This is a genomic window from Amycolatopsis nigrescens CSC17Ta-90, assembly GCF_000384315.1.
Lineage (GTDB): Bacteria > Actinomycetota > Actinomycetes > Mycobacteriales > Pseudonocardiaceae > Amycolatopsis > Amycolatopsis nigrescens.
Map to the genome: position 1 here is coordinate 6,492,251 of NZ_ARVW01000001.1, position 25,574 is coordinate 6,517,824.

The 25,574-nt window shown below is 69.1% G+C and carries 27 protein-coding genes; 16 read left to right on the forward strand and 11 right to left on the reverse strand.

Going from position 1 to position 25,574, the window contains the following annotated elements; all coding sequences use genetic code 11:
• Positions 1 to 7: 7 nt before the first annotated feature.
• Positions 8 to 400 (reverse strand): DUF6221 family protein, encoded by a 393-nt coding sequence (locus tag AMYNI_RS0130955; protein ID WP_020671980.1) that lies wholly within the window; start codon positions 398 to 400, stop codon positions 8 to 10.
• Positions 401 to 760: 360 nt separating this feature from the next.
• On the opposite strand from AMYNI_RS0130955, the gene AMYNI_RS45680 reads away from it, so the two are divergent.
• On the forward strand, positions 761 to 964 hold the full coding sequence (locus AMYNI_RS45680; RefSeq protein WP_020671981.1) for an RGCVC family protein: 204 nt from the start codon (positions 761 to 763) through the stop codon (positions 962 to 964).
• A complete protein-coding gene (locus AMYNI_RS49670) occupies positions 961 to 1,119 on the forward strand; it encodes a DUF6307 family protein (RefSeq protein ID WP_020671982.1) in 159 nt (52 codons plus the stop codon). Before AMYNI_RS45680 ends, AMYNI_RS49670 begins: the two co-directional genes overlap by 4 nt.
• A gap of 6 nt (positions 1,120 to 1,125) precedes the next feature.
• Here the strand turns inward: AMYNI_RS49670 and AMYNI_RS0130970 are convergent, their stop codons facing one another.
• The 4 genes from AMYNI_RS0130970 to AMYNI_RS0130985 form a co-directional block, all read right to left on the reverse strand.
• Positions 1,126 to 2,247 (reverse strand): N(5)-(carboxyethyl)ornithine synthase, encoded by a 1,122-nt coding sequence (locus tag AMYNI_RS0130970; protein WP_169515782.1) that lies wholly within the window; start codon positions 2,245 to 2,247, stop codon positions 1,126 to 1,128.
• A 98-nt stretch (positions 2,248 to 2,345) separates the two neighbouring features.
• Positions 2,346 to 2,807 (reverse strand): ribonuclease HI, encoded by a 462-nt coding sequence (gene rnhA / locus AMYNI_RS0130975; RefSeq protein WP_020671984.1) that lies wholly within the window; start codon positions 2,805 to 2,807, stop codon positions 2,346 to 2,348.
• Between the two features lie 42 nt (positions 2,808 to 2,849).
• A complete protein-coding gene (locus AMYNI_RS0130980) occupies positions 2,850 to 3,485 on the reverse strand; it encodes a hypothetical protein (RefSeq protein WP_026361167.1) in 636 nt (211 codons plus the stop codon).
• A 155-nt stretch (positions 3,486 to 3,640) separates the two neighbouring features.
• Positions 3,641 to 5,095, reverse strand: a complete 1,455-nt coding sequence (locus tag AMYNI_RS0130985) for an MFS transporter (RefSeq protein WP_020671986.1) — start codon at positions 5,093 to 5,095, stop codon at positions 3,641 to 3,643.
• Positions 5,096 to 5,180: 85 nt separating this feature from the next.
• Between AMYNI_RS0130985 and AMYNI_RS0130990 the strand changes: the two genes are divergently transcribed.
• The 7 genes from AMYNI_RS0130990 (at position 5,181) to AMYNI_RS0131025 (ending at position 10,421) form a co-directional block, all read left to right on the forward strand.
• On the forward strand, positions 5,181 to 5,564 hold the full coding sequence (locus AMYNI_RS0130990; RefSeq protein WP_026361168.1) for a MarR family winged helix-turn-helix transcriptional regulator: 384 nt from the start codon (positions 5,181 to 5,183) through the stop codon (positions 5,562 to 5,564).
• Positions 5,565 to 5,657: 93 nt separating this feature from the next.
• The gene (locus tag AMYNI_RS50580) at positions 5,658 to 5,792 is read left to right on the forward strand and encodes a hypothetical protein (RefSeq protein ID WP_020671988.1); all 135 of its coding nucleotides are present in this window, start codon (positions 5,658 to 5,660) and stop codon (positions 5,790 to 5,792) included.
• Positions 5,793 to 5,841: 49 nt separating this feature from the next.
• Positions 5,842 to 6,840: a helix-turn-helix transcriptional regulator gene (locus AMYNI_RS0131000; RefSeq protein ID WP_020671989.1), complete on the forward strand. Its 999-nt coding sequence runs from the start codon at positions 5,842 to 5,844 to the stop codon at positions 6,838 to 6,840.
• A 129-nt stretch (positions 6,841 to 6,969) separates the two neighbouring features.
• Positions 6,970 to 8,190: a multidrug effflux MFS transporter gene (locus tag AMYNI_RS0131005; RefSeq protein ID WP_020671990.1), complete on the forward strand. Its 1,221-nt coding sequence runs from the start codon at positions 6,970 to 6,972 to the stop codon at positions 8,188 to 8,190.
• A 183-nt stretch (positions 8,191 to 8,373) separates the two neighbouring features.
• Complete coding sequence (locus AMYNI_RS0131010) at positions 8,374 to 9,369, forward strand: hypothetical protein (RefSeq protein WP_020671991.1); 996 nt, start codon at positions 8,374 to 8,376, stop codon at positions 9,367 to 9,369.
• Between the two features lie 376 nt (positions 9,370 to 9,745).
• Positions 9,746 to 10,024: a type II toxin-antitoxin system Phd/YefM family antitoxin gene (locus AMYNI_RS0131020; RefSeq protein WP_020671993.1), complete on the forward strand. Its 279-nt coding sequence runs from the start codon at positions 9,746 to 9,748 to the stop codon at positions 10,022 to 10,024.
• A gap of 16 nt (positions 10,025 to 10,040) precedes the next feature.
• Positions 10,041 to 10,421, forward strand: coding sequence for a type II toxin-antitoxin system VapC family toxin (locus tag AMYNI_RS0131025; protein WP_020671994.1), 381 nt, complete (start codon positions 10,041 to 10,043; stop codon positions 10,419 to 10,421).
• 244 nt (positions 10,422 to 10,665) lie between these two features.
• Here the strand turns inward: AMYNI_RS0131025 and AMYNI_RS0131030 are convergent, their stop codons facing one another.
• A complete protein-coding gene (locus tag AMYNI_RS0131030; RefSeq protein WP_020671995.1) occupies positions 10,666 to 11,343 on the reverse strand; it encodes an MBL fold metallo-hydrolase in 678 nt (225 codons plus the stop codon).
• Between the two features lie 285 nt (positions 11,344 to 11,628).
• Here AMYNI_RS0131030 and uvrA point away from each other — a divergent pair, with 285 nt between their 5' ends.
• The 5 genes from uvrA to AMYNI_RS0131055 all read left to right on the forward strand — a co-directional run bounded on the left by uvrA (position 11,629) and on the right by AMYNI_RS0131055 (position 16,993).
• Positions 11,629 to 14,484 carry an excinuclease ABC subunit UvrA gene (gene uvrA / locus AMYNI_RS0131035; protein WP_020671996.1) on the forward strand — a complete coding sequence of 952 codons (2,856 nt, stop codon included), beginning with the start codon at positions 11,629 to 11,631 and terminating at the stop codon, positions 14,482 to 14,484.
• Positions 14,485 to 14,585: 101 nt separating this feature from the next.
• Positions 14,586 to 15,131: a hypothetical protein gene (locus AMYNI_RS45685; RefSeq protein WP_020671997.1), complete on the forward strand. Its 546-nt coding sequence runs from the start codon at positions 14,586 to 14,588 to the stop codon at positions 15,129 to 15,131.
• 161 nt (positions 15,132 to 15,292) lie between these two features.
• Positions 15,293 to 15,835: a sigma-70 family RNA polymerase sigma factor gene (locus AMYNI_RS0131045; protein ID WP_020671998.1), complete on the forward strand. Its 543-nt coding sequence runs from the start codon at positions 15,293 to 15,295 to the stop codon at positions 15,833 to 15,835.
• A complete protein-coding gene (locus AMYNI_RS0131050; RefSeq protein ID WP_020671999.1) occupies positions 15,832 to 16,530 on the forward strand; it encodes an anti-sigma factor family protein in 699 nt (232 codons plus the stop codon). The genes AMYNI_RS0131045 and AMYNI_RS0131050 overlap by 4 nt, the downstream gene beginning before the upstream one ends.
• 16 nt (positions 16,531 to 16,546) lie before the next feature.
• Positions 16,547 to 16,993, forward strand: a complete 447-nt coding sequence (locus AMYNI_RS0131055; protein ID WP_020672000.1) for an SRPBCC family protein — start codon at positions 16,547 to 16,549, stop codon at positions 16,991 to 16,993.
• 53 nt (positions 16,994 to 17,046) lie between these two features.
• Here the strand turns inward: AMYNI_RS0131055 and AMYNI_RS0131060 are convergent, their stop codons facing one another.
• Entirely contained in the window at positions 17,047 to 18,357 is a 1,311-nt protein-coding gene (locus AMYNI_RS0131060) for a C4-dicarboxylate transporter DctA (protein WP_020672001.1), read from the reverse strand.
• Between the two features lie 203 nt (positions 18,358 to 18,560).
• Here AMYNI_RS0131060 and AMYNI_RS0131065 point away from each other — a divergent pair, with 203 nt between their 5' ends.
• Together AMYNI_RS0131065 and AMYNI_RS0131070 are read left to right on the forward strand one after the other, a co-directional pair.
• Positions 18,561 to 20,198 (forward strand): sensor histidine kinase, encoded by a 1,638-nt coding sequence (locus tag AMYNI_RS0131065; RefSeq protein ID WP_026361170.1) that lies wholly within the window; start codon positions 18,561 to 18,563, stop codon positions 20,196 to 20,198.
• Complete coding sequence (locus AMYNI_RS0131070) at positions 20,195 to 20,872, forward strand: response regulator (RefSeq protein WP_020672003.1); 678 nt, start codon at positions 20,195 to 20,197, stop codon at positions 20,870 to 20,872. Before AMYNI_RS0131065 ends, AMYNI_RS0131070 begins: the two co-directional genes overlap by 4 nt.
• Before the next feature lie 49 nt (positions 20,873 to 20,921).
• Here AMYNI_RS0131070 and AMYNI_RS0131075 read toward each other — a convergent pair whose 3' ends face one another.
• The 4 genes from AMYNI_RS0131075 to AMYNI_RS0131090 form a co-directional block, all read right to left on the reverse strand.
• Positions 20,922 to 22,331 (reverse strand): beta-N-acetylhexosaminidase, encoded by a 1,410-nt coding sequence (locus AMYNI_RS0131075; protein WP_020672004.1) that lies wholly within the window; start codon positions 22,329 to 22,331, stop codon positions 20,922 to 20,924.
• Positions 22,328 to 23,182, reverse strand: a complete 855-nt coding sequence (locus AMYNI_RS0131080; RefSeq protein WP_020672005.1) for a carbohydrate ABC transporter permease — start codon at positions 23,180 to 23,182, stop codon at positions 22,328 to 22,330. The genes AMYNI_RS0131075 and AMYNI_RS0131080 overlap by 4 nt, the downstream gene beginning before the upstream one ends.
• On the reverse strand, positions 23,179 to 24,033 hold the full coding sequence (locus tag AMYNI_RS0131085) for a carbohydrate ABC transporter permease (RefSeq protein ID WP_020672006.1): 855 nt from the start codon (positions 24,031 to 24,033) through the stop codon (positions 23,179 to 23,181). The genes AMYNI_RS0131080 and AMYNI_RS0131085 overlap by 4 nt, the downstream gene beginning before the upstream one ends.
• Positions 24,034 to 24,175: 142 nt before the next feature.
• Positions 24,176 to 25,468, reverse strand: a complete 1,293-nt coding sequence (locus tag AMYNI_RS0131090) for an extracellular solute-binding protein (RefSeq protein ID WP_026361172.1) — start codon at positions 25,466 to 25,468, stop codon at positions 24,176 to 24,178.
• Positions 25,469 to 25,574 lie beyond the last annotated feature (106 nt).

The window sequence follows — 25,574 nt, forward strand, 5'->3', positions numbered from 1 at the left end:
CCGGAGCTCAGGGCCGCCAGCTCTCCCGGTACTCCGGATGATCGGAATAGGGCAGGGCGAGCAGCCGCAGCGTGCGGCACCAGTTCGTGCCCGCCTCGTCCGCGGGCACATGGCAGGTGACGCACCAGTATTCGCTTCCGTGCGAAGGAAAACCGGGCACCCGGTCGGCGGTGGTGGTCCGGTGCTCCTGAAGAATTCCCTGGGTCGCCTCGGTTTCCCGGACCATGCGGTTGACCACGTCGAGCTCGTCGTCGTCGAGACTGTGCACGCGCTGCTCGATGGCCACCTTCGCCTCACCGTAGCTGAGCCGTTCGCCGATTCTGGCCTTCTGCACCGCCTGCATGATCATGGCTTGCCGTTGGTTGACGCGAGCGGTGAGGAACGCGACCAGATCGTCCATTCCCCGGATACTTCCCGCTCGGGCCGGTAAGGTCGAGCGGAATCGATTGCGACGCGGTCACGTCTTGGTCAGCGTCCGGGCTCATTTGTGGAACATTGTCTCTGTTCGGGTACAGTTCGTCGTTTTCTCCCTGTCCACCTGGCCGCCGATAGCCGGACGGGGTCGGCGGTGTACCGTCAGTGCCACCGGGAGCACCTCGGCATCGGCAGCCACGTTGGCGCCGTTCCCGGTTATCCCTGACTTCGGCCGCGTACCGGCCGAGACGGGAGTTCTGATGGTCTGCCGCCACCCTTTCTGACCCCCTGCCCGACTCAGTGACTCTTGTGCCAACTATGTCCACTGATCGAGGAGAGCAGGGATATGTCGACCGACCTCAAACCGGGCACCTCCGGGGTGGATGCGGAGAGCAAGGTGGACGCCACCTGCCCCGCGTGCTCGCACCCTCGGGAAGCACACGATTCGATCTCGCTCCGGTACTGCGCCGCGACGGTGGCCGGTGCGTTCGACCGCGGGTGCGTCTGCGCCGGCGTCGTCAAGAAACAGCCCGATAAGGAAGAAAAATGAGCGCTGAAGCCAAGTTCGTCTCACGCTACGACCAGCGAGTCGAGCTGGTGCGGGGAATTCTGAAGCAGGACACCAAACTCGACGCCAAGAACGCGGACGCGCTCGCGATCCGGTTGCTGCACGCGCTGGACGCGACCCCGGAAAAACTGCGCTGAGCCGGGTCAGCTCCGTTGGGGGTGCGGATAGTCCGGCGAACGGTGCTGGAAGGCAAGGATATCCGGGTTGCCGATCACGCCGGCCCTGATCTCAATGGCCCGCCGGATGGTCTGGTCGGCGTCCCACGCCTGCGGGCCGGAGAGCACGGTGCGCAGGTAGGGCAGCAGGGCTTCGCTGATCTCCCAGGTCGCGGAGTCCCAGAGGTGTGACGGGCTGTGGTCGACGCCGTAGTAGTGCACGTTGTTCCCGACGGTGAACGTCGGTTCGACGAACGTCGTCGGCCGCGCCCAGCTGAAGCCCATCCCCTCGTCACAGGAGACGTCGACGATGAGGCTGCCCGGCGCGAAGGCGGCCAGATCCTCGTCGATCAGGAAGGTCAGCGGCGCGTTGGGGTCCTGCAGCACGCAGTTGACCACGATGTCGTGCTCGGCGAGGAAACCGGCCAGCGGTATCCGCCCGCGCTCGGAGAATGCGTGGCTGCGGCGCGGATCGGCGTCGTTGTGGTCGAAATGCACTATGCGCGCGGAATGGATCGGCGAGCCCACCGCGGTCACCCCGCGGTTGGTGAGCACGTGCACGTCGTGGATCCCGTGCGCGTTGAGCGCGGTGACCGCGCCGCGAGCGGTCGCGCCGAACCCGATCACCACCGCGCGCCGGCGGCGTCCGTAGTCGCCGGTCGAACCGATGGACTCCAGCCCGTGCAGCACCGAGCAGTAACCGGCGAGCTCGTTGTTCTTGTGGAAGACGTGCAGGCTGAAGCCGCCGTCGGTGGTCCAGTGGTTCATCGCCTCGAAGGCGATCAGGGTGAGCTTCGCATCGACGGCCAGCTGCGTGATCTTGTTGTCCTGCACGCAATGCGGCCAGCCCCAGAGGATCTGCCCGTGGCGCAGCTCGGCAACATCCTCCGGCTGCGGCTTGGGATGCAGGATGATGTCGCATTCGGCGATGAGCCGCGCACGGGGCCACAAAGCGGCGACGTAGGGCGCCAACTGCTCGTCCGGTACCCCGAACCGTTCGCCGTAACCCTGCTCGAGGTGGATCCGGTGCCGCAGATCGGCGTCGACCCGCTCGAAATGGCGTGGATGAACCGGAAGACGATGTTCGTTTTCCTTGCGCGACCGTGACATGATTCCGAGATTGAGCTGATTCACGTGCGCTCCCTTGTCAGGGCATGTCTAGCACAACCTCTGCCGAACCAGGGCGCCGCGACCGTGCTGCTGCCGAATCACCCGTCGGCGACCTCCCGCACACCCCGGACCGCCAGCCGGTCGGCGCGCTCGTTCTCCGGATGCCCGGCATGCCCTTTCACCCAGTGCCAGCGCACCTCGTGCGGTTTCGCCGCCGCGTCGAGCCGCTGCCAGAGATCGGCGTTCTTCACCGGTTCCTTGGCGCTGGTCCGCCATCCGTTGGTCTTCCACCGCGGCAGCCACTTCGTTACGCCGTTGCGCACGTAGGTGCTGTCTGTGTACAGGTCCACCACAGACGGTCGCTTCAGGCTTTCCAGCGCCCGGATCGGTGCCGTCAGCTCCATCCGGTTGTTGGTCGTCGGCCCCGCGTCCCCGCCGTAGAGGTCCTTTTCATGCGGCCCGTACCGCAGCACCGCGCCCCAGCCACCCGGCCCCGGATTCCCACTGCACGCGCCGTCCGTGTAGATCTGCACCACCGGCCCGTCCTCGTTTTCCACCACCCGCGCAACCTACCTGCACATAGCGGCAGGCTCCGTGCCCGGTCACGGAGCCGGAAACTCGTCGGCGACGTCGGCCACGTCGTCGAGCGCCTGGTCGTCCGGTCGTCCGCCCGCGGGGGCGGTTTCGGCGATCACGACCAGCGAACCATCCCGTCGCGAGTCGTAGTGGTAACCGGTGAAATGGATGCCGGTGAGATCCAGCGCCGCGGTACCGAGCGGGGAGATGTTTCCGGTTCCGTGCGTGTCGGCGAGTTCTTTCAGACGCGTGGCCTCGCCGACCGACCGCATTCGTACCCAGGCGATGGACACCGCGATGGTATTGCCATGCCCATCGCCGATGGCCAGCAGCGTCCGGTCCAGTTTGCGGCACGGTGTCCGTACAAAGAACTGCTGGACCTCCCCGAATGAGCGGCTCGAGCACAGCAATTCCTGCTTGGCCGTCTTCTTGATGATCTTGAGTCCCATGCGCTGCCACGCGGTGTCACGTTGTCCCTTGCGCGCCGCGTCCTTACCGGATGTTTTCCCTTTGGCGATGCCGGATCCGGTTCCCGATTCGATCGACACCGTGCCAGTGCCGGTGCCACTGAATGCGACCACTCCACCGGTAATGACCGCGGCTACCCCTGTGCCGCTCTTGATCCACCGGCCTGTTTTCGGATCGCGTGGTTGATTCACCATGATCAGACATCCCGTCCCTCCCAAGTCCGGAGCGCTGATCTTTCCCGCTAGGGCCGCCGAGTGCGACCTCGTCGTGTGGTAATCGCCCGAATGTCGCACCGGGGCGGTCTGCCATTCCCCCTGACGAATGGCAGACCGCCCCGGCTTATTCCGTGTTAGTCGGCGAGTGCGAACTCCGGTTCCTGTACCGGGGCTTCGGCGCGCCGGCGGCGGACGATTCCGGAGAGGGCGACCAACAGGCCGAGCACGGCGATGCCGGTGACCACGCTCAGCGCCGGGGTGAGCCCGGTGAGCAGCGCGGCGGAGGACGCCTCGGCGCCACCGTTCGCGGTGAGCACCGCGGTCACCACCGCGAGCCCGATCGCACCGCCGATCTGCAGCGAGGTGTTCAGCAGGCCGCCGGCGAGCCCCTGCTCGTCGTCGCTGATCCCCGCGGTCGCCTGGATGTTCAGCGAGGAGAACGCCAGCGTGAAGCCGATACCGAGCAGGATCATGCTTGGCAGCACCGAGCTCGCGTAGCCGGAGTGCTCATCGATGCGGAGGAACAGCGCGTACCCGATGACGTGCGCGATGACACCGGCGAAGATGGTGCGCGGAGTGCCGACCCGATCGATCAGCGGCTCGATCTTCGGGGAGCCGAAGGCCACGATCACGGCCGCCGGCAGGAAACCGAGCGCGGTCTCCAGCGCGGACCAGCCCAGCACCGACTGCAGGTAGAGCATCACCACGAACTGGAAACCGATGTAGGCGCCGAAGAACAACGCCCCGCCGATGTTGGCCCTGGCCAGTGGTCCCGAACGCAGGATGCCCAGCCGGAGCAGCGGGTGGCTGCTGCGCTTTTCGATAAACACGAAGGTGACGAGCAGGGCGGCCGCGACGGCGAAGGAGATCAACGTGCGCGGTGCGGCCCAGCCGACCTCGGGGGCCTCGACCACGGCGAACACCAGCAGCAGCGAGCCGGCGGCGCCGGTGATCGCGCCGGGGATGTCGTAGCCGGCACCGGTGTTCTCCGGGCGGTAGGTCGGGATCAGCTTGATCGCGGACACCAGCGCGGCCAGCGCGATGGGCACCGGCAGCAGGAACGTCCACCGCCAGCCGACCTCGGTCAGCAGCCCGGAGAAGACAAGACCGGCCGAGTATCCGCTGGCGCCGAAGACGGCGAAGATGCTGATCGCGCGGTTGCGCGCGGGGCCTTCGTGGAACGTGGTCGTGATGATGGACAGTGCCGCCGGTGCGGTGAACGCCGCGGCGAGTCCCTTGATGAAGCGGCTGGCGATCAGCAGCGCGCCGTTGTCGACCAGGCCGCCGAGCAGCGAGGCGACCGCGAACACGGCGACCGCGACGAGGAAGACGCGGCGCCTGCCGAGCAGGTCGGCGGTGCGCCCGCCGAGCAGGAGCAGCCCGCCGTAGCCGAGCACGTAGCCGCTGACAACCCATTGCAGCGCGCTGGTCGAGAGGCCGAGATCGGCCCTGATGGACGGGAGCGCGACGCCGACCATGGAGACATCGAGTGCGTCCAAGCCGACGACAGTGGACACGGTGAGCAGGACGCCCCACAGGCGTGCGTCCCACCGGGTCGAGGACGTGGACAGTTGCGCGGAAGAGCTCATGATCGGGACAGTACATGCACGCGCATCTAATGCCAACACATTAAATCCGTTTGCATCAAATTCACCTGCATGCTATCTTGCCGATGTGAGCGATGTCGCTGAACGAGTCCTGGTAGGGCGCTGGCGCGGGCTGCAAGCGCGGCACGCGGTGGTGTTCAGCGCCTTGGAGTGCAGGCTGCAGGAGCAGCACGGCATCGGGGTCAACGAGTTCGAAGCGCTCGAGCAGCTCGCCACCTGTGCGCACAAGTGCCGGGCCGCCGACCTGACCCAGGCCGTGCACCTCAGTCAGAGTGCCACGTCGCGCCTCGTCGCCAGGCTGGAGCGCGAGGGTCTGGTCGAGCGCGCGATGTGCGAGATGGACCGGCGCGGCATCTTCGTCACGCTGACCGACGCCGGCAAGCAGCGCTACGAGCAGGCCAAGCCGACGCACCGCGCCGTGCTCGAAGCCACCCTCCGCGAAGAGGACTGATCTCCGAGGCGGGGTCCGCCATGCGAATCGCGCTTGCCGCTGCCCTGCTGGGAAGCCTGTTTATTCGTTTATTTCCACGGATTCACGCTCACCGTGCAGACCACCGTCGACTTCCTTGATGACGGCGGCGATCGGGTCGCCAGCGCGCCTCAGGCCGGTTTTGTGTTGAACCCCTTGAAGTTCGGGCTCGAAGCCACCGAAGCCACCGAAGCCACCGGAACCGCCTGACCAGCTGGGAGGAGCGCTCCTCGCTCAGGTAAGGCTAACCTGCGAACTTGTGGTTCATCAGCTCGCCGGCGTGGCCGGTTCCACCGCGTTCGACGCGACGCAGGCGGCGTATTACGCGACGATCGCCCAGTCCGACAAGAGCGGTGACGGCACCGTCCGGCACCGGCTCCGGCCGGAGGTCGGCGACGGCACGATCGAGGTGACGTCGTTGCGGAACGGGTTCCACATCGTCCGCTACGACGTCGCGTTCGCCGGAGGGCACCAGGTCGGGTACACCTTCCCGGGTGACCATTTCGAGCTGGAGCACTGCGTCGACGGGCGCATGCACATCAGCGAGGCCGGCAGCACCGGCGGCTTGCACGCCGGCTCGGTGGCGTTGAGCCCCCGATGCGCGACCGACGGCGTCGTCGCGCACGGCGACGGCGAGCGGTACCGGGCGGTGTCGATCACCGGGACCTGGACCGGACTGGAGTCCTACCTCACCGGTGTCGGTGCGGGCGCTCTCCCGGCCACCGGACCGGAGAACGTGGCACGCGAGCGGTATCTGGGCCGGTCCGCCGCGCTGCGCCCGGTGGCCGGTCCGCTGGCGGAGATTTTCATGCACCGGCATTCGTCCCCGGGGCGACTGCTGTTCCTGGAATCGCGGCTCGCCGCGGCGCTGGCCGCGCTGATCGACGGGCTCGCGGTCACCGCGCCGCCCGCGGACATCCGGGAGCTGGAAGACCACGAGGTGGCCGCATTGCACCGGGTGCCTGAACTGCTCTGGCGGGACCGCCACGCACCACCGTCGCTGGCCGAGCTGGCCCGCGCGTCGTCGATGTCGGTCCGGCGCCTCACCACCGGATTCCGCGCGCTGTACGGGACTTCTGTGCTGGAGCACCACCGACGGCGCTGCCTCGACCGCGCTGCGGCCCTGCTCGTCGAGACCGACTGGCCGGTAGCCCGGATAGGGCACGAGGTCGGCTACGCCTCGCCCAGCAATTTCGGTTACGCCTTCCGCCGCGACCGGGGCACCACCCCCGCGCGGTTCAGGCGGGCCCACTCCTGACCCCGACGGGGTAAGCGTCGCGCTCCACATCTTCGGGTCCGTCGCTCCACACCGCCGCACGGCCCCGGTGCCGACGATGTGGTGACCGGCGGTCGCACCGGCCGTAGGGACATCCTCGGATGGAGGCCGATGAACGTCAGCGTCAACTTCGGGCCCGCTCGGACCGGAACCGGGCGGCTCATGATCGTCCTCGCCGGGCTCTCCGCGGTTTCGCCGTTCGCCACCGACATGTACGCGCCCGGCTTCCCGCAGATCGTCACCTCGTTCGGCACCTCGAAAACGGCCGTCCAGTTCTCCCTGACGGCCTGCCTCCTCGGCCTCGCCATCGGTCAGCTCGCGCTCGGCCCGGTCAGCGACGCGATGGGGCGGCGGCGTCTGCTCCTGGCCGGTTCCGGCATGTTCACCGTGTTCTCCTCGGTCTGCGCGCTCGCCCCGTCCGTCGCCGTGTTCGACGTCGGCCGGCTGCTGCAGGGGATCGCCGGCGGCGCGGGGCTCGTGATCGGGCGGGCGGTGATCAGCGACCGGTTCACCGGCACCCACGCGGCTCGCCGGTTCGCGACGCTGAGCGTGATCGCGATGACCGCGCCGGTTCTGGCGCCGGTCGTCGGAGGGCTCATCCTCGGCGTCGGCTCGTGGCGGCTGGTGTTCGCGGCGCTGGCCGCGACCGGGCTGCTGTTGACGATCGCGGTCTGGGCATGGGTGCCCGAATCGCTGCCCGCCGAGCGGCGCCGGACCGGCGGCCTGCGGGCCGCGTTCACCACGATGGGCGGCCTGCTCCGGCGCCGCGAACTGGTCGGCTACCTCCTCGTCATGGGTTGCGCGCTGGCCGCCCTGTTCGCCTACATCAGCGGCTCGCCCTTCGTCTTCCAGAACGTCTACGGCTTGTCGCCCACCGGATACAGCCTCGTCTTCGCCACGAACGCCGTCGGCACGGTGGTGACCGGCGTGCTGTTCGGACGGCTGGCCGGGCGGGTAGGCCTCAGCGCACTGCTCGTCGTCGGCGTCGTCATCACCGCGGCCGCCACGATCACCCTGGTGACCCTGCTCGCCATCGGTGTCAGCACGCTCCCGGCCACCTGGGCCTGCCTGTTCGGCCTGACCTCCGGGTTCGGCATCGTGCTGCCCGCGTCGACCACCATCGTGCTCGCCGTCGGTCGCGATTCCCCCGGCGCCGCTTCCGGCCTGCTCGGCGGCGCCCAGTTCGTGCTCGGCGCCGCGGCCGCACCGCTACCCGGAATTCTGGGCAGCACCACCGCAATGTCGATGTCCGTCGTGGTGCTGGGCTTCGTCCTCTTCTCGGCGGTAGCGCTGTGCACCCTCGCTCGGCCGTGGCATGGGCCGCGTTCGTGACTGGCGGCTGAATTCTCGGTACCGTGGTCGTGCTGCAAGGAGCCCGGGATCGGACCTGAGCCACCGCTGACTTTCTTCTGAGGCATGGAGCGTTGGACAGCGCCTGCGCCACCGCCTCGTCCGCTGATCTTCCTCGTTGCTCGCCGACCTGCCCGCCGTGGCGTCGGCTGAAGGGGCATACCCATGACCATTTACGCTCAGCACGCCAATCGCGGAAAAGTGCAGATCCTGGCCACCTACCACGGGCCGGCCGGTGTCCTGTCGTCCACTGTCACCAGCGTTGACGACCCGGCGCTCGCGGCGCCGATCGTCGACGCGCTGAACCGGATCTCCGCCTGCGCCACGGTGCCGGTCAGCGTGTGGGACGAGCGAGGCGGGCACTTCCGCAGCTATCCCGTGGAGCACCTGACCACCTTGACTGATCGAGATGCCCGGCCTGGCCTTGTCGAGGGGACGCACAGCCTTTGGTACGAGCAGGCCATGGTGCTTCTGCATCGTGCACTGGCCGACCTGGACACCGCGGCGGCCGCTGCGCCGGCGCCCGTCAGGACCGCGATCAGCGCGGAGTTGGAAGCGGAAGCTCGCGGACTGCGAGATGAGCTGGCCGAGTACACCGAGGGAGTTGAGCCGCCGGAACCGGAGAAGCGCCGTTTCTGGGATTTCCAGTCTCCGCTCGTGGTCGTTGACGAGTCGGTGTCCGGGCTTGATCAACGGGATCGCGACAGCCTGAACGGCCTGGAGCAGGGGCTGCGCCGGGCCCATTTCGAGCGGGCCGTCGCCGACCTGCGCCTGCTGCTTGACGCCTACCTGCGGTGTGCCAACGGTGAGGCGCAATTGCTCATCGACGGTTTCGAGATCAGTGACGATCCCTACGACGAAGATGCGGACCGGTACTTCCTCAACGTCCAGGCGCCGATGCCGGACGGCGAGTGGGGGCGGACCGACTGGAACGTCGGGATCTGCCGATGGGTTCCGGACGGTCCGCAAACCGAGGACGGCGACAGGGACGAGCCGGTACTCGACTGTGTTCGGTCCGAGCCACCGGCCCTCTCGGAGATCGTCGGACTGTTGAACCGCAGTGACGGGCGATCCGACGTGCTGGCCGCCTGGGCGGAAACCGCTGTCGGAGAAGCGCTTGCCGGCACAGCCTTCGTCGTGACGAAACGATACGAAGGCTGATCCGCTAGGGCTTACCAGCCGCGTTCGCGCCATTCCGGGATCTTCGGCCACTCCGCGCTGAAGGTGCGGCGGTGAACGCGCTGCGGACGCTTCTGGAGCGACACAATCACATCGGTCAGGAGGTGGACGGGTACGCCGGTGAGCAGGGCGAACCGCTTGGAAGAACCCTGCAGTGTGAACCCCAGACGAGGTTTATGACCTTGATGCTCACCGGCTACGACCGGTCTTAGCTGCTCTACGGCGAAACGGCCAGCAGCCCCGGCCGGGAACGTTCGCGCCACTCCGCGAGGTCCCCCGCTGCTCACCCAGCATCGCGTCAGAGTGAACAAACCAGCCACATGTAGCTCATTGAGCTACGTGTGGCTACGCTGGTGTTGTGAAGGTGATTACTCAGCGGGAGTTCCGCAACAACTCTGCTGCCGTCATGGACGCCGTCGAAGCGGGCGAGACCTACTACGTCACCCGCAACGGCGTTGAGGTGGCTGAGTTGCGGCCGATACCGCGTAGGCGTCGCCTTACTGCTGAGGAGTTGGTGGAGCGGCATCGAAGGTTGCCCACGGTTGAGGCTGCTCAGATGCGCCGGGAGGCCGATGAGGTCTTCGGCACCGACGATCGTGTGGATTCTGGCGACGCGTGGGAGCGGTCTCGTGACTGAACGTCACAAGGTGGGCGTGCTCGACACCTGCACTTACATCGACCTTGGCCTGCTCGATCCTGCTGCACTACCCAAGATTCCAGAACTCACCGCTGTCACCATGGCTGAGCTGCATCAGGGCGTGGCGATGGCAAAGGACGCCGCCGTCCGTGCGGCGCGCACCGAGAAACTCGGTGCTGCCATCGTCGACTTCGCGCCGCTGCCGTTCGACGGTGAGGCGGCCGCCCGCTACGGGACATTGGTGGCGCTGGTTCTCTCGGCAAAGCGAGACCCTCGGCCTCGCCGGATGGATCTGATGATCGCCGCCATCGCGTCCTCGCGAGAGCTGCCGCTCTACACCCGTAACGCAGACGACTTCAAAGGCTTGGGCAACATGGTCGAAGTCGTCGCTGTCTGAACAGCGTCGATCTGACCCGCCGACCTGGCTCCGTCGGTCGTAGCCGAGTAAAACTCGTTCGGGTCGCCCGGCCTCGCTTGGTCTTCAGACTGGGGCAATCGTTCGGCGAATCTGGCCTGGGCTTCGATGACGCGTTCGGCTGTGCCCTGACCGAGTTCCCGGTCGACGGGTTCGCTGATCGCATGCCTGGCGGTGATCTGCCTTCCTGCGAAACTGAACGTGACGCTGGTGGCTGCCGGCCAGCTCACCAGCCGCGTTCGCGCCATTCCGGGATCTTCGGGCGCTCCGCGCCGAGGGTGGAGTCGTCGCCGTGGCCAGGGTAGAACCAGGTGTCGTCCGGCAGTTCGCCGAATACCCGCGACTCCAGGTCGTCCATCAGGCTGCTGAAGTCCTCGGGTTTCGTCGTTCGCCCGGGACCGCCTGGGAAGAGGGAGTCGCCGGTGAAGAGGTGGGGGTGACCGGCCGGGTCGCGGTAGAGCAGGGCGATCGAGCCGGGGGTGTGGCCGCGGAGGTGGATGACCTCGAGGGTGCAGTCGCCGACGGTGAGGGTGTCACCGTGCTCCACGAGGAAGTCCGGCGGGACCGGCAGCGGCTCGGCGTCCTCGGGGTGGGCGGCGGTGTTCGAGCCGTTCGCGCCGGCCACCGCGCCGAGTGCCTGCCAGTGGTCGCCGTGCTGGTGCGTGGTGACCACGGTGCGCAGCGCGGGGCGGTCCGGGCCGTGCCCGATGAGGTCCGAGATCCGTTCCGGGTCGGCCGCGGCGTCGATCAGCAGCGCCTCGTTCTGCGCGCGGCACACCAGCAGGTACGCGTTGTTGTCCATCGGGCCGACCGAGATCTTGGTGATGGTCAGCGCGTCCAGGGTGCGCCGTGCCGCGTCCCCGCCCGGCTCGACGTGACCGGTGTACTCATCTACGACGTTCACCCGTCTCACCGTAGCGGCATCGGCCGTACCGCCGCGCGCGACTCTTCCGGTGTCCGTCCCGGGCGCCGCGAGGGCCGCTATATCCTGGTCGGGACGCTGCTCGACCCGAGCGTCAGCGGAGGGGGAGCGGCCACCGGCCGCGCTCACCGCGCCGGTGCTCGCCGGCCGCCTGACCAGGCCGGACAACCGCAGAATCCGCCGGCTCCCGTTTCTGTCGGTGGTGCGACTTAGCATGGAAGCGGCCTGCCATCTAGGCCGTCGTATTTCCAGTGAAGGGACCTACGCGTGGCTGATCGCCTCGTTGTTCGCGGCGCGCGCGAGCACAATCTCCGCGGTGTCGACATCGACCTGCCGCGGGACAGCCTGATCGTGTTCACCGGGCTGTCCGGCTCCGGCAAGTCGAGCCTCGCCTTCGACACCATCTTCGCTGAGGGCCAGCGGCGTTACGTGGAGTCGCTGTCCGCCTACGCCCGGCAGTTCCTCGGTCAGATGGACAAACCGGACGTGGACTTCATCGAGGGCCTGTCGCCCGCGGTCTCCATCGACCAGAAGTCCACCTCGCGGAACCCGCGTTCCACCGTGGGCACCATCACCGAGGTCTACGACTACCTCCGCCTGCTCTACGCCAGGGCCGGCAAGGCGCACTGCCCGCAGTGCGGCGAGGCGATCAGCAAGCAGACCCCGCAGCAGATCGTGGACCAGGTGCTCGACATGGACGAGGGCCTCCGGTTCCAGGTGCTCGCACCGGTGATCCGCGGCCGCAAGGGCGAGTACCTCGACCTGTTCGCCAACCTGCAGCAGCAGGGTTACTCCCGGGCCAGGGTGGACGGCGCGGTCTACCCGCTGACCGACCCGCCGAAGCTCAAGAAGCAGGAGAAGCACCACATCGGCGTGGTGATCGACAGGCTCTCCGTGAAGAGCAGTTCGAAGCAGCGGCTCACCGACTCGGTGGAGACCGCGCTCAGGCTGGCCGACGGCCTGATCGAGCTGGAGTTCGTGGACCTGCCGGAGAACGACCCGCACCGCATCCGCGGCTTCTCCGAGAACCTGGCCTGCCCGAACGGCCACCCGCTGGCCATCGAGGACCTCGAACCGCGTTCCTTCTCCTTCAACTCGCCCTACGGCGCCTGCCCCGAGTGCACCGGGATCGGCGTGCGCAAGGAGGTCGACCCGGAGCTGGTGGTGCCGGACGACGAGCTGTCCCTGCGGGACGGCGCGATCGCGCCTTGGGCCGGCGGACAGAGCGCGGACTACTTCCAGCGGCTGCTCGAGTCGCTGTCCGAGACCATCGGCTTCCGGATGGACACCCCGTGGCGGCGGCTGACGGCCAAGGTGCAGAAGGCGGTGCTGCACGGCGTCGACGAGCAGGTGCACGTCCGCTACCGCAACCGGTACGGCCGCCAGCGCTCCTACTACGCGAACTTCGAGGGCGTGATCCCGTTCCTGGAGCGGCGCCAGGAGCAGACCGAGTCCGAGTACATGCGGGAGCGGTACGAGGGCTACATGCGCGAGGTGCCCTGCCCCGCCTGCCAGGGCACCCGGCTCAAGCCGGAGATCCTGGCGGTCACCCTCGAGCACGAGACCCGCGGCGAGCGATCCATCGCCGAGGTGTGCGCGCTGTCCATCGCGGAGGCGTCCGAGTTCCTCGACGAGCTGAAGCTCGGCCAGCGCGAGGCGATGATCGCCGGCGCGGTGCTCAAGGAGATCCAGGCCAGGCTGCGCTTCCTGCTCGACGTCGGGCTGACCTACCTGTCGCTGGACCGGGCCTCCGGCACGCTCTCCGGCGGCGAGGCGCAGCGCATCCGGCTGGCCACGCAGATCGGCTCCGGCCTGGTCGGCGTGCTCTACGTGCTGGACGAGCCGTCCATCGGCCTGCACCAGCGGGACAACCACCGGCTGATCGAGACGCTGACCAGGCTGCGCGACCTCGGCAACACGCTGATCGTGGTGGAGCACGACGAGGACACCATCCGGTCCAGCGACTGGGTGGTGGACATCGGCCCCGGCGCCGGCGAGCACGGTGGCCACATCGTGCACAGCGGCCCGTTCAAGAAACTCTTGCGCAGCAAGGAGTCGCTGACCGGTCAGTACCTTTCCGGGCGCAGGACCATCGAGCTGCCGTCGATCCGCCGGCCGCCGGACAAGAAGCGCCAGCTCACCGTGGTGGGTGCCCGCGAGCACAACCTGCGCGGGATCGACGTGTCCTTCCCGCTCGGCTGCCTGGTCTCGATCACCGGGGTCTCCGGCTCCGGTAAGTCCACTTTGGTCAACGACATCCTGGCCACCGTGCTGGCGAACAAGCTCAACGGGGCCCGGCAGGTGCCCGGCAGGCACACCAGGGTCAAGGGCCTCGACCAGGTGGACAAGCTGGTCCGGGTGGACCAGTCGCCGATCGGCCGCACCCCGCGTTCCAACCCGGCGACCTACACCGGGGTGTGGGACCACGTCCGCAAGCTGTTCGCCTCCACCACCGAGGCCAAGGTCCGCGGTTACCAGCAGGGCCGGTTCTCCTTCAACGTCAAGGGCGGCCGTTGCGAGGCCTGCGCCGGCGACGGCACGATCAAGATCGAGATGAACTTCCTGCCGGACGTGTACGTGCCGTGCGAGGTCTGCAAGGGCGCGCGCTACAACCGCGAGACGCTGGAAGTGCACTACAAGGGCAAGACCGTGTCCGAGGTGCTGGACATGCCGATCGAAGAGGCCGCGGACTTCTTCGAACCGATCAAGGCGATCCACCGGCACCTGCAGACCCTGGTGGACGTCGGGCTCGGCTACGTGCGGCTCGGCCAGCCCGCGCCGACCCTGTCCGGCGGTGAGGCGCAGCGGGTGAAGCTGGCCAGCGAGCTGCAGAAGCGGTCCACCGGCAAAACCGTGTACGTGCTCGACGAGCCGACCACCGGCTTGCACTTCGAGGACATCCGCAAGCTGCTCGGCGTGATCAACGGCTTGGTGGACAAGGGAAACACCGTGATCGTCATCGAGCACAACCTGGACGTGATCAAGACTTCGGACTGGATCGTGGACATGGGGCCGGAAGGCGGCTCCGGCGGCGGCATGGTGGTCGCCGAGGGCTCGCCGGAGCAGGTGGCGGATCAGGACGAGAGCTACACCGGTCAGTTCCTCAAGCAGGTGCTGGCCTGAAAAAGCAGGGGAACCCCTGAACCGTCCCGCGAAAGCGGACGTGTGCTTGGTGTTGACCGGTCACCGCGGCAGGTGCGGGGCCGAACACCAGGAGGTTCCCGATGACCAGGACCCGGATCGCACTCGTTTCCGCGACGGCCGCCGCCTTGGCGCTGCTGACCGCCTGCGACGGCTACGGCTCGTCCAGCGGTGACGCTCCCGCGTCGCCGACCGCCGACGGCGGGCAGGGCGCGGCCACGACCGGTGGCAGTCTCGCGGTCGCCGAGGTGGGCGGCCTCGGCGAGGTCGTCACCGCGTCGGACGGCCGCACGCTGTACCGCTTCGACAAGGACACCGCGAATCCCCCGGTGTCCCACTGCCACGGTGACTGCGCGGCGCAGTGGCCGCCGCTGCTGGCCGGAGAGAGCATGCCGCCGGCGGCCGGGATCGACCCTGCCCTGCTCGGCACCGCCACCCGCGAGGACGGCGCCGAGCAGGTCACCCTGAACGGCTGGCCGTTGTACCGGTATGCCAAGGACAGCGCGGCCGGGGATGTGAAGGGCCACGGTGTCGGCGGCACCTGGTTCGCCGCCACCCCCGAAGGCAAGAAGGCCGCTTCGGTGCTACCCAAGCCGAGCCCAGGGGACGGCGGCGGCTACGGCTACTGACGGCTCACACGCGGAGCGGGCGGTGGCGGATGAACGCGGCGGTGATTGCGGCGGAAAGACCCTTTTCGGGCCCGGATCTTGCAGTACTGTCTTCGCCTACCGCGGAATTCGCGGCATCCGGGGCAGCGGGTGAACTGGGTGAATTGGGTGAGAGGACAGGGGTGTCGATCGCAGGCAGGCGGAGGCGGCGGGCGCCGGGTGAGGAACTGATCCGCGAGCTCTACCGGGAACACGGCCGCAGCCTGCTGGCCTACGCCACCCGCCTCACCGGCGACCGGGCCGCCGCCGAGGACGTCGTGCAGGAAACCCTGCTTCGCGCCTGGAAGCACGCCGACGCGCTGGAGAGCGGCAAGGGCTCGGTGCGCGGCTGGCTGCTCACCGTGGCCCGCAACATCATCACCGACCGGGTGCGGGCCAGGGCGGCGCGGCCGCCGGAGGTCGGCGAACAGGTCGGACCGGCGGACAGCGCGGTCCGGGACCACGCCCAGGAGGTCGTCGACTCGATGGCGGTGCTCGGCGCGATGGACCGGCTCTCCGGTGAGCACCGCGAGGTGCTGGTGGAGATCTACTACCGGGGCCGCACGGTCGCCGAAGCGGCGCAAAGGCTGGGTGTCGCCCCGGGTACCGTGAAATCCCGGTCCTACTACGCGTTGCGCGCGCTGCGCGCGGCGATGTCCGGCGGCGGAACGGAGGTGACCCGATGAGCGCGGTGGAACACGACCACGCCCAGCTGGGTGCCTACGTGCTCGGGGTGCTCGAGCCGGACGAGGCGGCCCGGTTCGAGGTCCATCTCGCGTCCTGCCCGCGGTGCCGCCGGGAGGTCGCCGAACTGGCCGAGCTCCGCACCGGACTGGACGAGGTGCCGCCGGAGGCGTTCCTGGACGGGCCGCCGGAGGACGGCGACCTGCTGCTGCAGCGCACCTTGCGGGCCGCGCGGGAGCCGGCGGCCGCGCCGTCTCGCCGACCTTGGGCGCTGGTCGCCGGTGCGGCCGCGGTGCTGGTGGCCGCCGCACTCGGGGCCGGGGTGCTGATCGGCAGGGGCACGGTGGACACCAACGTGGCCGGCCCACCGCCCGCGACCTCGACCCCGCCGGGGGCGCGTGCGCTCACCGCCGCCGACCCGGCCACCGGGGCCAGGATGGTGGCCACGGTGACCCCGGCGGCCGGCTGGGTGCGGGTCCACGTCGCGGTCGAAGGCGTCCGCGAAGGCGAACGGTGCCGGCTGGTCGTGCGGTCGAAGCAGGGGGAGCAGGTGGTCGCCGGCAGCTGGGTGGTGTCGGCGAAGGCGGAGAAGGAAGGCACCGGACTGGACGGCTCGGCGCTGATCCCGCCGGACCAGGTCGCCTCGGTGGACGTGGTCACCACGGACGGCCGGAAGATCGTGTCCGCCTCGGCGTGACGGGCATACTGGCCGGATGAGCCAGCACCGGTACCGGTTCCGCACCGACTGGCAGCTGCGGGCGCCGGTCAGCGCGGTGTTCGCGGCCGCGGTGGACCTGGCGAACTACCCCGCCTGGTGGCCGGACGTGCGGGCGGTGCGCAAGGTGGACGAGGACACCGCCGAACTGCTCTGCCGGTCGACCCTGCCCTACAGCCTGGTGTTGCGGATGCATCGGGCGGAACAGGACGAGCCGTCCGGGCGGCTCCGGGTGACCCTCAGCGGCGACCTGGAGGGAGTGCTGGCCGGGCACGTCTCCGCGCGGGACGGCGGCACTCGGCTGCTGATCACCCAGGAGGTGGTCGCGCGGAAGAAGCTGCTCCGGCGGCTGGGCCCGGTGGCCCGTCCGCTGTTCGAGGTGAACCACACGCTGATGATGCGGCGCGGCCAACGCCAGCTCCAGGCCTACCTGAACGGCAAATAGCCGGCTTTTTGCCCTTTGACGTGAGGGCGAAAAGCCGGCTATTTGCCTGGGGGTTAGGCGGGGGTGAGGGTTTTTTCGGGGGTGGGATCGGGTTCGGGGTGGCCGTCGTCCACGAGGGTGGCCTCGTTGAACGGGTCCTCGCCGGAGAACACCCGTTTGGCCTGCTCGGGGTCGAACTCCTTGGTCCAGTTGCCGATCAGCACGGTGGCCACCGCGTTGCCGGCGAAGTTGGTCAGGGCACGGGCCTCGGACATGAACCGGTCGATGCCGAGGATGAAACCGACGCCGTCGACCAGCTCGGGCCGGTGCGACTGCAGGCCGGCGGCGAGGGTGGCGATGCCGGCGCCGCTCACCCCGGCGGCACCCTTGGACGCGATGATCATGAACAGCAGCAGGGTGATCTGCTCGCTCACCGGCAGCGGGCTGCCCTGCGCGGTGGCCACGAACAGGGTGGCCATGGTCAGGTAGATCGCGGTGCCGTCCAGGTTGAACGAGTAGCCGGTGGGCACCGTGATGCCGACCACCGGCTTGCTCACCCCGAGGTGCTCCATCTTCGCGATCAGCCGCGGCAGCGCCGACTCCGACGAAGAGGTGGACACGATGAGCAGGAACTCGCGGGCCAGGTACCGCAGCAGGGACAGGATGTTGACCCTGGCGCCGAGCCAGAGCACCGCGGCGAGCACGACGAACACGAAGACAAGGCAGGTCGCGTAGAAGCCGAGCATGATCACGGCGAGGCTCTTGAGCGCGTCCCAGCCGGTCTCGCCGACGACGGCGGCGATGGCACCGAACGCGCCGACCGGCGCGGCCCACATGATCATCGCCAGGATGCGGAACACCAGCCGCTGGATGTGCTCGACCCCGCGCAGGATCGGGGCACCCTTGGGACCGAGCTTCTGCAGGGCGAACCCGGCGAGCAGGGCGACCAGCAGGGTCTGCAGCACCGAGCCTTCGGTGAAGGCGGAGACCATGCTTTCCGGGATGATGCCGAGCAGGAAGTCGGTGGTGCCCTCGGCGCCTTCGGCTTGCTTCTGGACCTTGGCCGCGTCGCTGGGGTCGAGGTGCAGGCCGGCGCCGGGGTGCAGCAGGTTGCCCACCACGAGGCCGATGGCCAGCGCGAAGGTGGACATGAGCAGGAAGTAGCCGATGGCGAGGAGGCCGACCTTGCCGACCTTCGCCGCCTTCGCCACCGACCCGATGCCGAGCACGATGGTGCAGAAGATGATCGGGGAGATCATCATCTTGATCAGGTTCACGAACCCGGTGCCCAGCGGTTTGAGTTCCTTGCCGAGGTCGGGGGCCACGAAGCCGACGATGACGCCGAGCACCACCGCGGCGACGACGGCGATGTACAGGTAGTGCATCCGATCCCGGCGGCGGGGCGGTGCCGCCGGGTCGGTGCTAGTCGGTGAGGGCACCGTTGCCTCCAGCTGGAACAGCCACGCCCTCGTCGGCGTGGGTCGCAGGTCACTATCCGCAACGCTATGAGCCCGGTCACGCTTCTGTTCATTGAGTTAACAGCGGGTTGCCCGACCGGGGCGGCCGAGCCGTGTGCTGGTATGTGCGGGTGCGCACCTTGGAACGACGGCCGTGGAGCGTGGCCAGGCAGCTGCTCGTGCTCCAGGTGCTGGTGCTCGCCGTGCTGGTGGCCAGCGGACTGGTGCTCGCCTACCTGGACGCGCAGGACGCCGCGGAGAGCAGGGCGACCGACGAGGTGGTCGCGGTGGCCACCACGGTCGCCGGCTCACCGGCGCTGCCGGCCGCGCTCACCGGCGACGCGCCGAGCCGGCAGCTGCAGCCGTTCGCCGAGCGGATCAGGGTGGCCAACGGCGTCGACTTCATCACCATCATGAGCCCGGACGGGATCCGCTACACCCACCCGAACCCGGCGCTGATCGGCCAGCGGTTCCTCGGCAACACCGCGGATGCCTTGCGCGGCAAGGTATTCACCGAAACCTATACCGGCACCCTCGGCGCGTCGGTGCGCGCGGTGGTGCCCGTCTTCGGCCCCGAAGGCGACCACGGCGCGGTGATCGCGCTGGTCAGCGTCGGCATCACGGTGCAGGCAATCTCCACCGAGCTGCGGGAACGGCTGTGGACGCTGTTCATCGTCGCGGGTGCGGTGCTGGCCGCCGGGATCGGCGGCAGCGTGCTGGTCAGCGCCAGGCTCCGGCGGCAGACGAGGGGAGTGGCGCCGGCCCAGCTCAGCCGCATGTTCGAGTACTACGAGGCGATCCTGCACGCGGTGCGGGAGGGCCTGGTGCTGGTGGATGCGAACGGAAAGGTCGCCCTGTGCAACGACGGCGCCCGCGAGCTGCTCGGCCTCGGCGGCGAGCTGGGCGGCAAGCCGGTCGCTGAGCTGGACCTGGCGCCCGAGCTGGCGGCCACGTTCACCGCGGCCGAGCCGCACACCGACGAGATCCACGTGACCGACTCCCGGGTCCTGCTGGTGAACACCGTGCCGGTGCGCTCGCGGGACCGGGCGATGGGCACCGTGGTGACCCTGCGGGACCACACCGACCTGCAGACGCTCACCGGTGAGCTGGACACCGTGCGCGGGTTCACCGAGTCGCTGCGCTCCCAGGCGCACGAGGCGTCCAACCGGCTGCACACCGTGGTCTCGCTGGTGGAGATCGGCAAGCCGGAGCAGGCGGTCGAGTTCGCCACCGCGGAGCTGGCGATCGCGCAGCGGCTCACCGACCGGGTGCTGGACGCGGTGACCGAGCCGGTGCTGGCCGCGCTGCTGCTGGGCAAGGCAGCGGAGGCCAGCGAGCGCGGGGTCGAGCTGGAGCTCACCCCGGACACCGCGATCGACGACAGCGAGACCGCGATCCCCGCGCGCGACCTGGTCACCGTGCTCGGCAACCTGATCGACAACGCGATCGACGCGGCGGTCGAAGGAGCGGCGGAGCATCATGTTGGACACAGCCGGCCGAAGGTGGTGGTCACAGCGAAGACCGAGGGCGACGAACTGCTGCTGCGCGTGGCCGACACCGGGCGCGGGATCAGCGAAGCGGCGATGCCGGAGCTGTTCCGGCGCGGCTGGTCCACCAAGCCGGCGGACGGTGCGGCCGGGCGGGGCCTCGGCCTAGCACTGGTCGGCCAGGCGGTGCGCCGCCACGGTGGCACCATCGAGGTGGGCGGCACCGGCGCGGGCGCGGTGTTCGTCGTGCGGCTGCCCGCCGGGCGGGAGGCCGGCTCGTGATCAGCGTGCTGGTGGTGGAGGACGACCCGGTGGTGGCCGAGGCGCACCGGCAGTACGTGGCCAGGGTCCCCGGATTCGCGGTGTCCGGGGTGGTGCACTCCGGTGGCGACGCGCTCCGGTTCTGCGAGCGGGAGCAGGTCGACCTGATCCTGCTCGACTTCTACCTGCCGGACACGCACGGCCTTGCCATCTGCCGGGCGCTGCGGGCGGCGGGCAGCACGGCCGACGTGATCGCGGTGACCTCGGCCAGGGACCTCGCGGTGGTCAAGGCCGCCGTTTCCGCGGGGGTGGTGCAGTACCTGCTCAAGCCGTTCACCTTTCCGACCCTGCGGGAGAAGCTGGAGCGGTACGCGCGGTTCCGGCAGAGCGTCGGTCAGCCGGGCGAGGCGGCCGACCAGGCCGATATCGACCGCGCCTTCGCCACCCTGCGCACCGCGGACAACCCGGGGCTGCCCAAGGGCATGAGCGGGGAGACGCTGGACGCGATCAGGGCCGCGCTGCGCCAGGCGGACGACGGGCTTTCGGCAGGCGCGGCGGCCACCGCCACCGGGGTGTCCAGGGTGACTGCGCGGCGGTACCTGGAGTACCTCGCCGACAACGGCATGGCCAGCCGCGAACCGCGCTACGGCCAGGTGGGCCGCCCCGAGGTCTGGTACCGCTCCCTGACGTCGTGAGTGGAAAGTGTTGCTCTGGCAACACTTTTCACTCACGACGTCGGTGCTGTCAGCGGGGGCGGCCGGGGACGCCGGGGCGGGTCTGCCAGGGGAGCGGACCGTCCAGCGGGCGGTACTCGACGCCGAGCGCGTCCAGCCGCGGCAGGTGGTGGTCCCGCAGCCGGGGCAGGAACTCGCCGTAGTCGCGGTGTTCCCGGGGGCTCCAAACCACCTCGGCGAAGGCGGCCAGCCGGGGGAAGGTCGCGTAGTCGACCCGGCGCGCGGTGTCCAGGTGCTCGGTCCACACCTGTGCCTGCGCGCCGAGCACCCGCTCGTGCGCGTCCTCCGGAAGGCCGGGCGGCAGAGGTTCGTAGCCGTAGACGTGCTCCAGGGTGTGCAGGAAGCCCACCGGGATCGGCTCGTCCGGATGGTCGGACTGCCGGTGGTCCAGGTACACGTACTGCTCCGGGCACATCACCACGTCGTGTCCGGCGGAAGCGGCCTGCACCCCGGCCTCTTCCCCGCGCCAGGACCCGATCACCGTGGAGCGGGGGAACTCCGCGCCGGCCTCCAGCACCTCGTCCCAGCCGAGCGCCCGGCGCCCGCGGGTCTCCAGGTGCGCGGCGATCCCGGCGAGCAGTCGGCCGTGCTCCGCGGTGGCCCCCGGCACCTCGTCCCCGCCGATCCCGATCATCTCGGCCGGGAAGATCGCCGTCACCTCGTCGAACACCGCCGCGAAGAAGTCCAATGTGGACTCGGTTGGGCGGAGCAGGTCGTCGCTGATCCCCCAGGAGGTCCACACTTCGGGCCGCTCGCTGCTGCCCAGCTCCGGATAGGCCGCGATGGCGGCCATCGAGTGCCCCGGCAGGTCGATCTCCGGCACCACGGTGATCGCCCGCTCCCGCGCGTAGGCGACGATTTCCCGCAGGTCGTCCCCGGTGTAGAAGCCGCCGTGCGGGCGTCCGTCGCGCTCCGGGCCGTCGTGCCGGCCGACCATGGACCCGGTCCGCCACGCACCCACCTCGGTCAGCCGGGGATAGCGCGGGATCTCGATCCGCCAGCCCTGGTCGTCGGTGAGGTGCAGGTGCAGCACGTTCAGCTTGTGCGCGGCCAGCTGGTCGATGAACCGCAGCACCTCGTACTTGGGGCGGAAGTTCCTCGCCACGTCGAGCAGGCAGCCGCGCCACGAGAACCGCGGCCGGTCGGACACCGTGCCGCACGGCAGCGTGACGGGTCCACTATGGATGGACGCGGTGCGGAAGGCGGCCGGCCCGGCGAGCTGGCGCAGGGTCTGCCGGGCGTGGCATTCGCCGGCGTGGTCCCCGGCCGTGACGGTCACCCCGGCCGGGTTGATCTCCAACCGGTACGCCTCGGCGGGCAGCTCCTCGTGCCGTACCTCGACCTGCCCGTCCCAGACGCACTCGCCTTCGACCGGGCGCACGTCAACAGGCCGCGGCAGCAGGCCGTGCCAGCCGGTCAACCCTTCACCGCCCCGGCCATGCCGGACACCAGCCTTCGCTGCACCAGTACGAAGAAGACCAGTGCCGGAATCGTCATCAGCGTGGAGGACGCCATGATCGCACCCCAATCGTTCTCTTCGGGTTTGAAGAACACCAGCATCGCCTGCGGCAGGGTCTGGTTCTCGGTCTTGGAGATGATGAACGTCTTGGCGAACAGGAAGTCGTTCCAGGCGTGGATGAACGCCACCACGCTGGTCGCCACCAGCCCGGGTGCGACCAGCGGGAACAGGATCTGCCAGACGAACCGGAACCGGCTCGCACCGTCCACTGTGGCCGCTTCCTCCAGCTCCAGCGGTACCGCGGCGACGAACCCGCGCAGCATCCAGATCGCGAACGGCAGGCTGAACGCCAGGTGCACGAGCACCAGCGAGCCCAGCTCGTTCAGCCCGAACGCCGGCACCACCCCGCCGACCGAGCGCATCAGGAAGAACAGCGGGATGGTCAGCGCCTCGATCGGCACCATCTGCGCCACCAGCAGCATCACCAGCAGCACCGTGCGGCCGCGGAAGCGGAACCTGGTCAGCGCCACCGCGGACAGGAACGACAGCAGCACCGACAGCGCCACCACCGCGACCGCCACCAGCACGCTGTTCAGGAAGTAGCCGCCGAAACCGGAGACGGTCAGCACCCGCTCGAAGCTCTCCAGCGTGGGCGCCAGCGTCCACGGCTTCGGGCTCGCGGACTGGATCTCGCCGGGCGGTTTGAACGCGGTCAGCACCATCCAGTACAGCGGGAACGCGACCAGCCCGGCGATCACCACGGTGAGCACCTCGGCGGCCAGCCGGCCCGGCTTGCGGACCACCCTGTTCACACCAGCTCCGCGCTGCGCCGCTGCGACCGCACGTACAAGCCGGTGATCGACATCAGGATCACCGTCATCACCACCCCGATGGCCGCGCCGAGCCCGTACTGGGAACCGGCGAACGCCTGCTGGTAGGCGTAGACGTTGAGCACCAGGTTGCGCCCGGCCAGTCCACCGCCGTTGGTCATCACGTAGATCTGGGTGAACACCTTGAAGTCCCAGATGATCGACTGCACGGTCGCGATCATCAGCACCGTGCGCAGCATCGGCAGGATCACCGACACCGCGGTCTTGAACCCGGACGCGCCGTCCAGCGCGGCTGCCTCCAGCACCTCGTCCGGAATGGCCCTGATCCCGGCGTACATGGTGATCATGACGAACGGGAAGGAGCACCAGATCACCTCCAGCGCGACCAGCCCGAACGCGCTGTAGGTGTCGTAGGTCCAGGAGTGCTGCGCCATCCCGTCGAACCCGATCCCGGCGAGAACCTTGTTCACCAGGCCGAAATCCGCGTCGAACAGGAACAGCCAGATGTAGGAGCCCGCCACCGCCGGGGTGGCCCACGCGCCGAGCGCGGCCAGGAACAGCAGCATCCGCGGGACCGCGCGGACCCGGCTGGCCAGCACCGCCAGTGCGGTGCCCACGAACAGGCTGCCCGCCACGCAGACCGCGGCGAAGCCGAGCGTCTTCGCCAGCACCACCCAGAACGTGCTGCTGGTCAGCAGCTGGACGTAGTTGCTGAGCCCGATGAACACCAGCGGCGCGTTACCGGCCGCCTCGGCCTGGCCGTAGTCGTAGACCGAGATCAGCACCAGCTGGTAGATCGGGTAGGCGAGCACGCCGATCAGCAGGATCGCCATCGGCGCCAGGTAGCGGGAGGCGGCCCAGCCGTCCCCCCGGCGACCCCGCCCCCGGCGGCGCGGCGCGGGGCCGTGCGATGCCGTCGAGGGCGGGGTCGGGGGAGCCAGGTCGGATTGCGCGGACTGTGCGGTCACGGAAAGCTCAGCCACCGAAGGCGTTGTTCATCTTCTCGGCGGCAGCGCCCAGTGCGGCGTTCACGTTCTGCTCCCCGGTGGCGATCTGCTGGATCGCCGTTGGCAGGATGTTCTGCGCGTCGATCCTGGACCAGGCCGGGGTGCTCGGCACGAACTTGGTGCCCGCCTTCAGGGTGTCCACGAACGGCCTGAGGAACTGGTCGCTCGCGGCCAGCTGCTGCTGGACGCCGCCGAGGGTGGGCAGGTTGCCCATCGCGGCGTACATCTTGGCCTGGTACTTGGAGCTGGCCAGCAGCTCGATGAACTCCACCGCCAGCCCGCGGCGCTTGCTGCCGCCGAACACGCCGAGCAGGTTGCCGCCGGCGAACGCCGGTGCGATCGAGCCGGGTTCGTTGCCCGGCAACGGAACCACCGCGTACTTGCCGGCCGACGCGCCCTGGTCCACGGCCTTGCGGTTGAAGTCGCCGCCGATGGTCATCGCCGCCTTGCCGCCGGCGAAGGCCTGCACGCTCTGCGTTCCGGTGAAGTTGGCGCAGCTCTCCGGCGGGCAGATGTCCGGCTTGATCAGCTGCGCGTACGCGGACACGCCCGCCTTCGCGTTCTCCGCGGTCAGCGCCGTGGTCCAGCGGCTGCCGTCCTGCCTGGCGATTTCCCCGCCGTTGGCCCAGAGGTAGGGCAGCATCGCGTAGGTGTACTTGCCGCCCACCGAGATCCCGTACAGGTCCGGCTTCGCTGCGCGGATCGTGCGCGCGGTCTCGGCCAGCTGCGGCAGCGTGGCCGGTGGCTGCAGGCCGAGCTCGGCGAACACGTCGGTGCGGTAGTAGAGCGCGCGGATGCCGGTGTACCAGGGCAGGCCGTAGACCTTCCCGTTCACCTTGGCGGTGTCCAGTACGGACGGCAGCAGGTCCGCGCCCTCCTTCCAGGACTGCAAATCGCCGCCGAGGTCGGCCAGCGCGCCGGTCTCGGCGTAGCTGGCCACGTCGGTGTTGCCGAACTCCGCCACGTCCGGGGCGTTCGTGGGGTCGTTGAAGGCGCCGGAGAACTTGTCCGCCCTGCCTTCGACCGGGATCCACTGCACGTCCACTTCGACGCCGGCGTGCGCGGCCTTGAACTCGGCGATGGCCTCTCCGACGGCCGCCTCCTTGGGTGCCCGGTTGGCTTCGTCGAACAGCCAGACGCGGACCGTGCCGGTCTTCTCGTCGCCGCCCTGCCCACCAGGGCCGGCGGACTGGGTCGGTGCGCAACCGGCCGCGACCAGAACGGTCACGGACAGCGCGAAAATCGTCTTGGTGGCTCTCATCGGGTTCTCCATTGCGCTATATGCAATGAGCGTTTCGCTATTAGCAACAGATCGTACGAGCCGCGCCTTACCCGCACAAGGGTCTAGACCAGTCCCGAATGCCCCT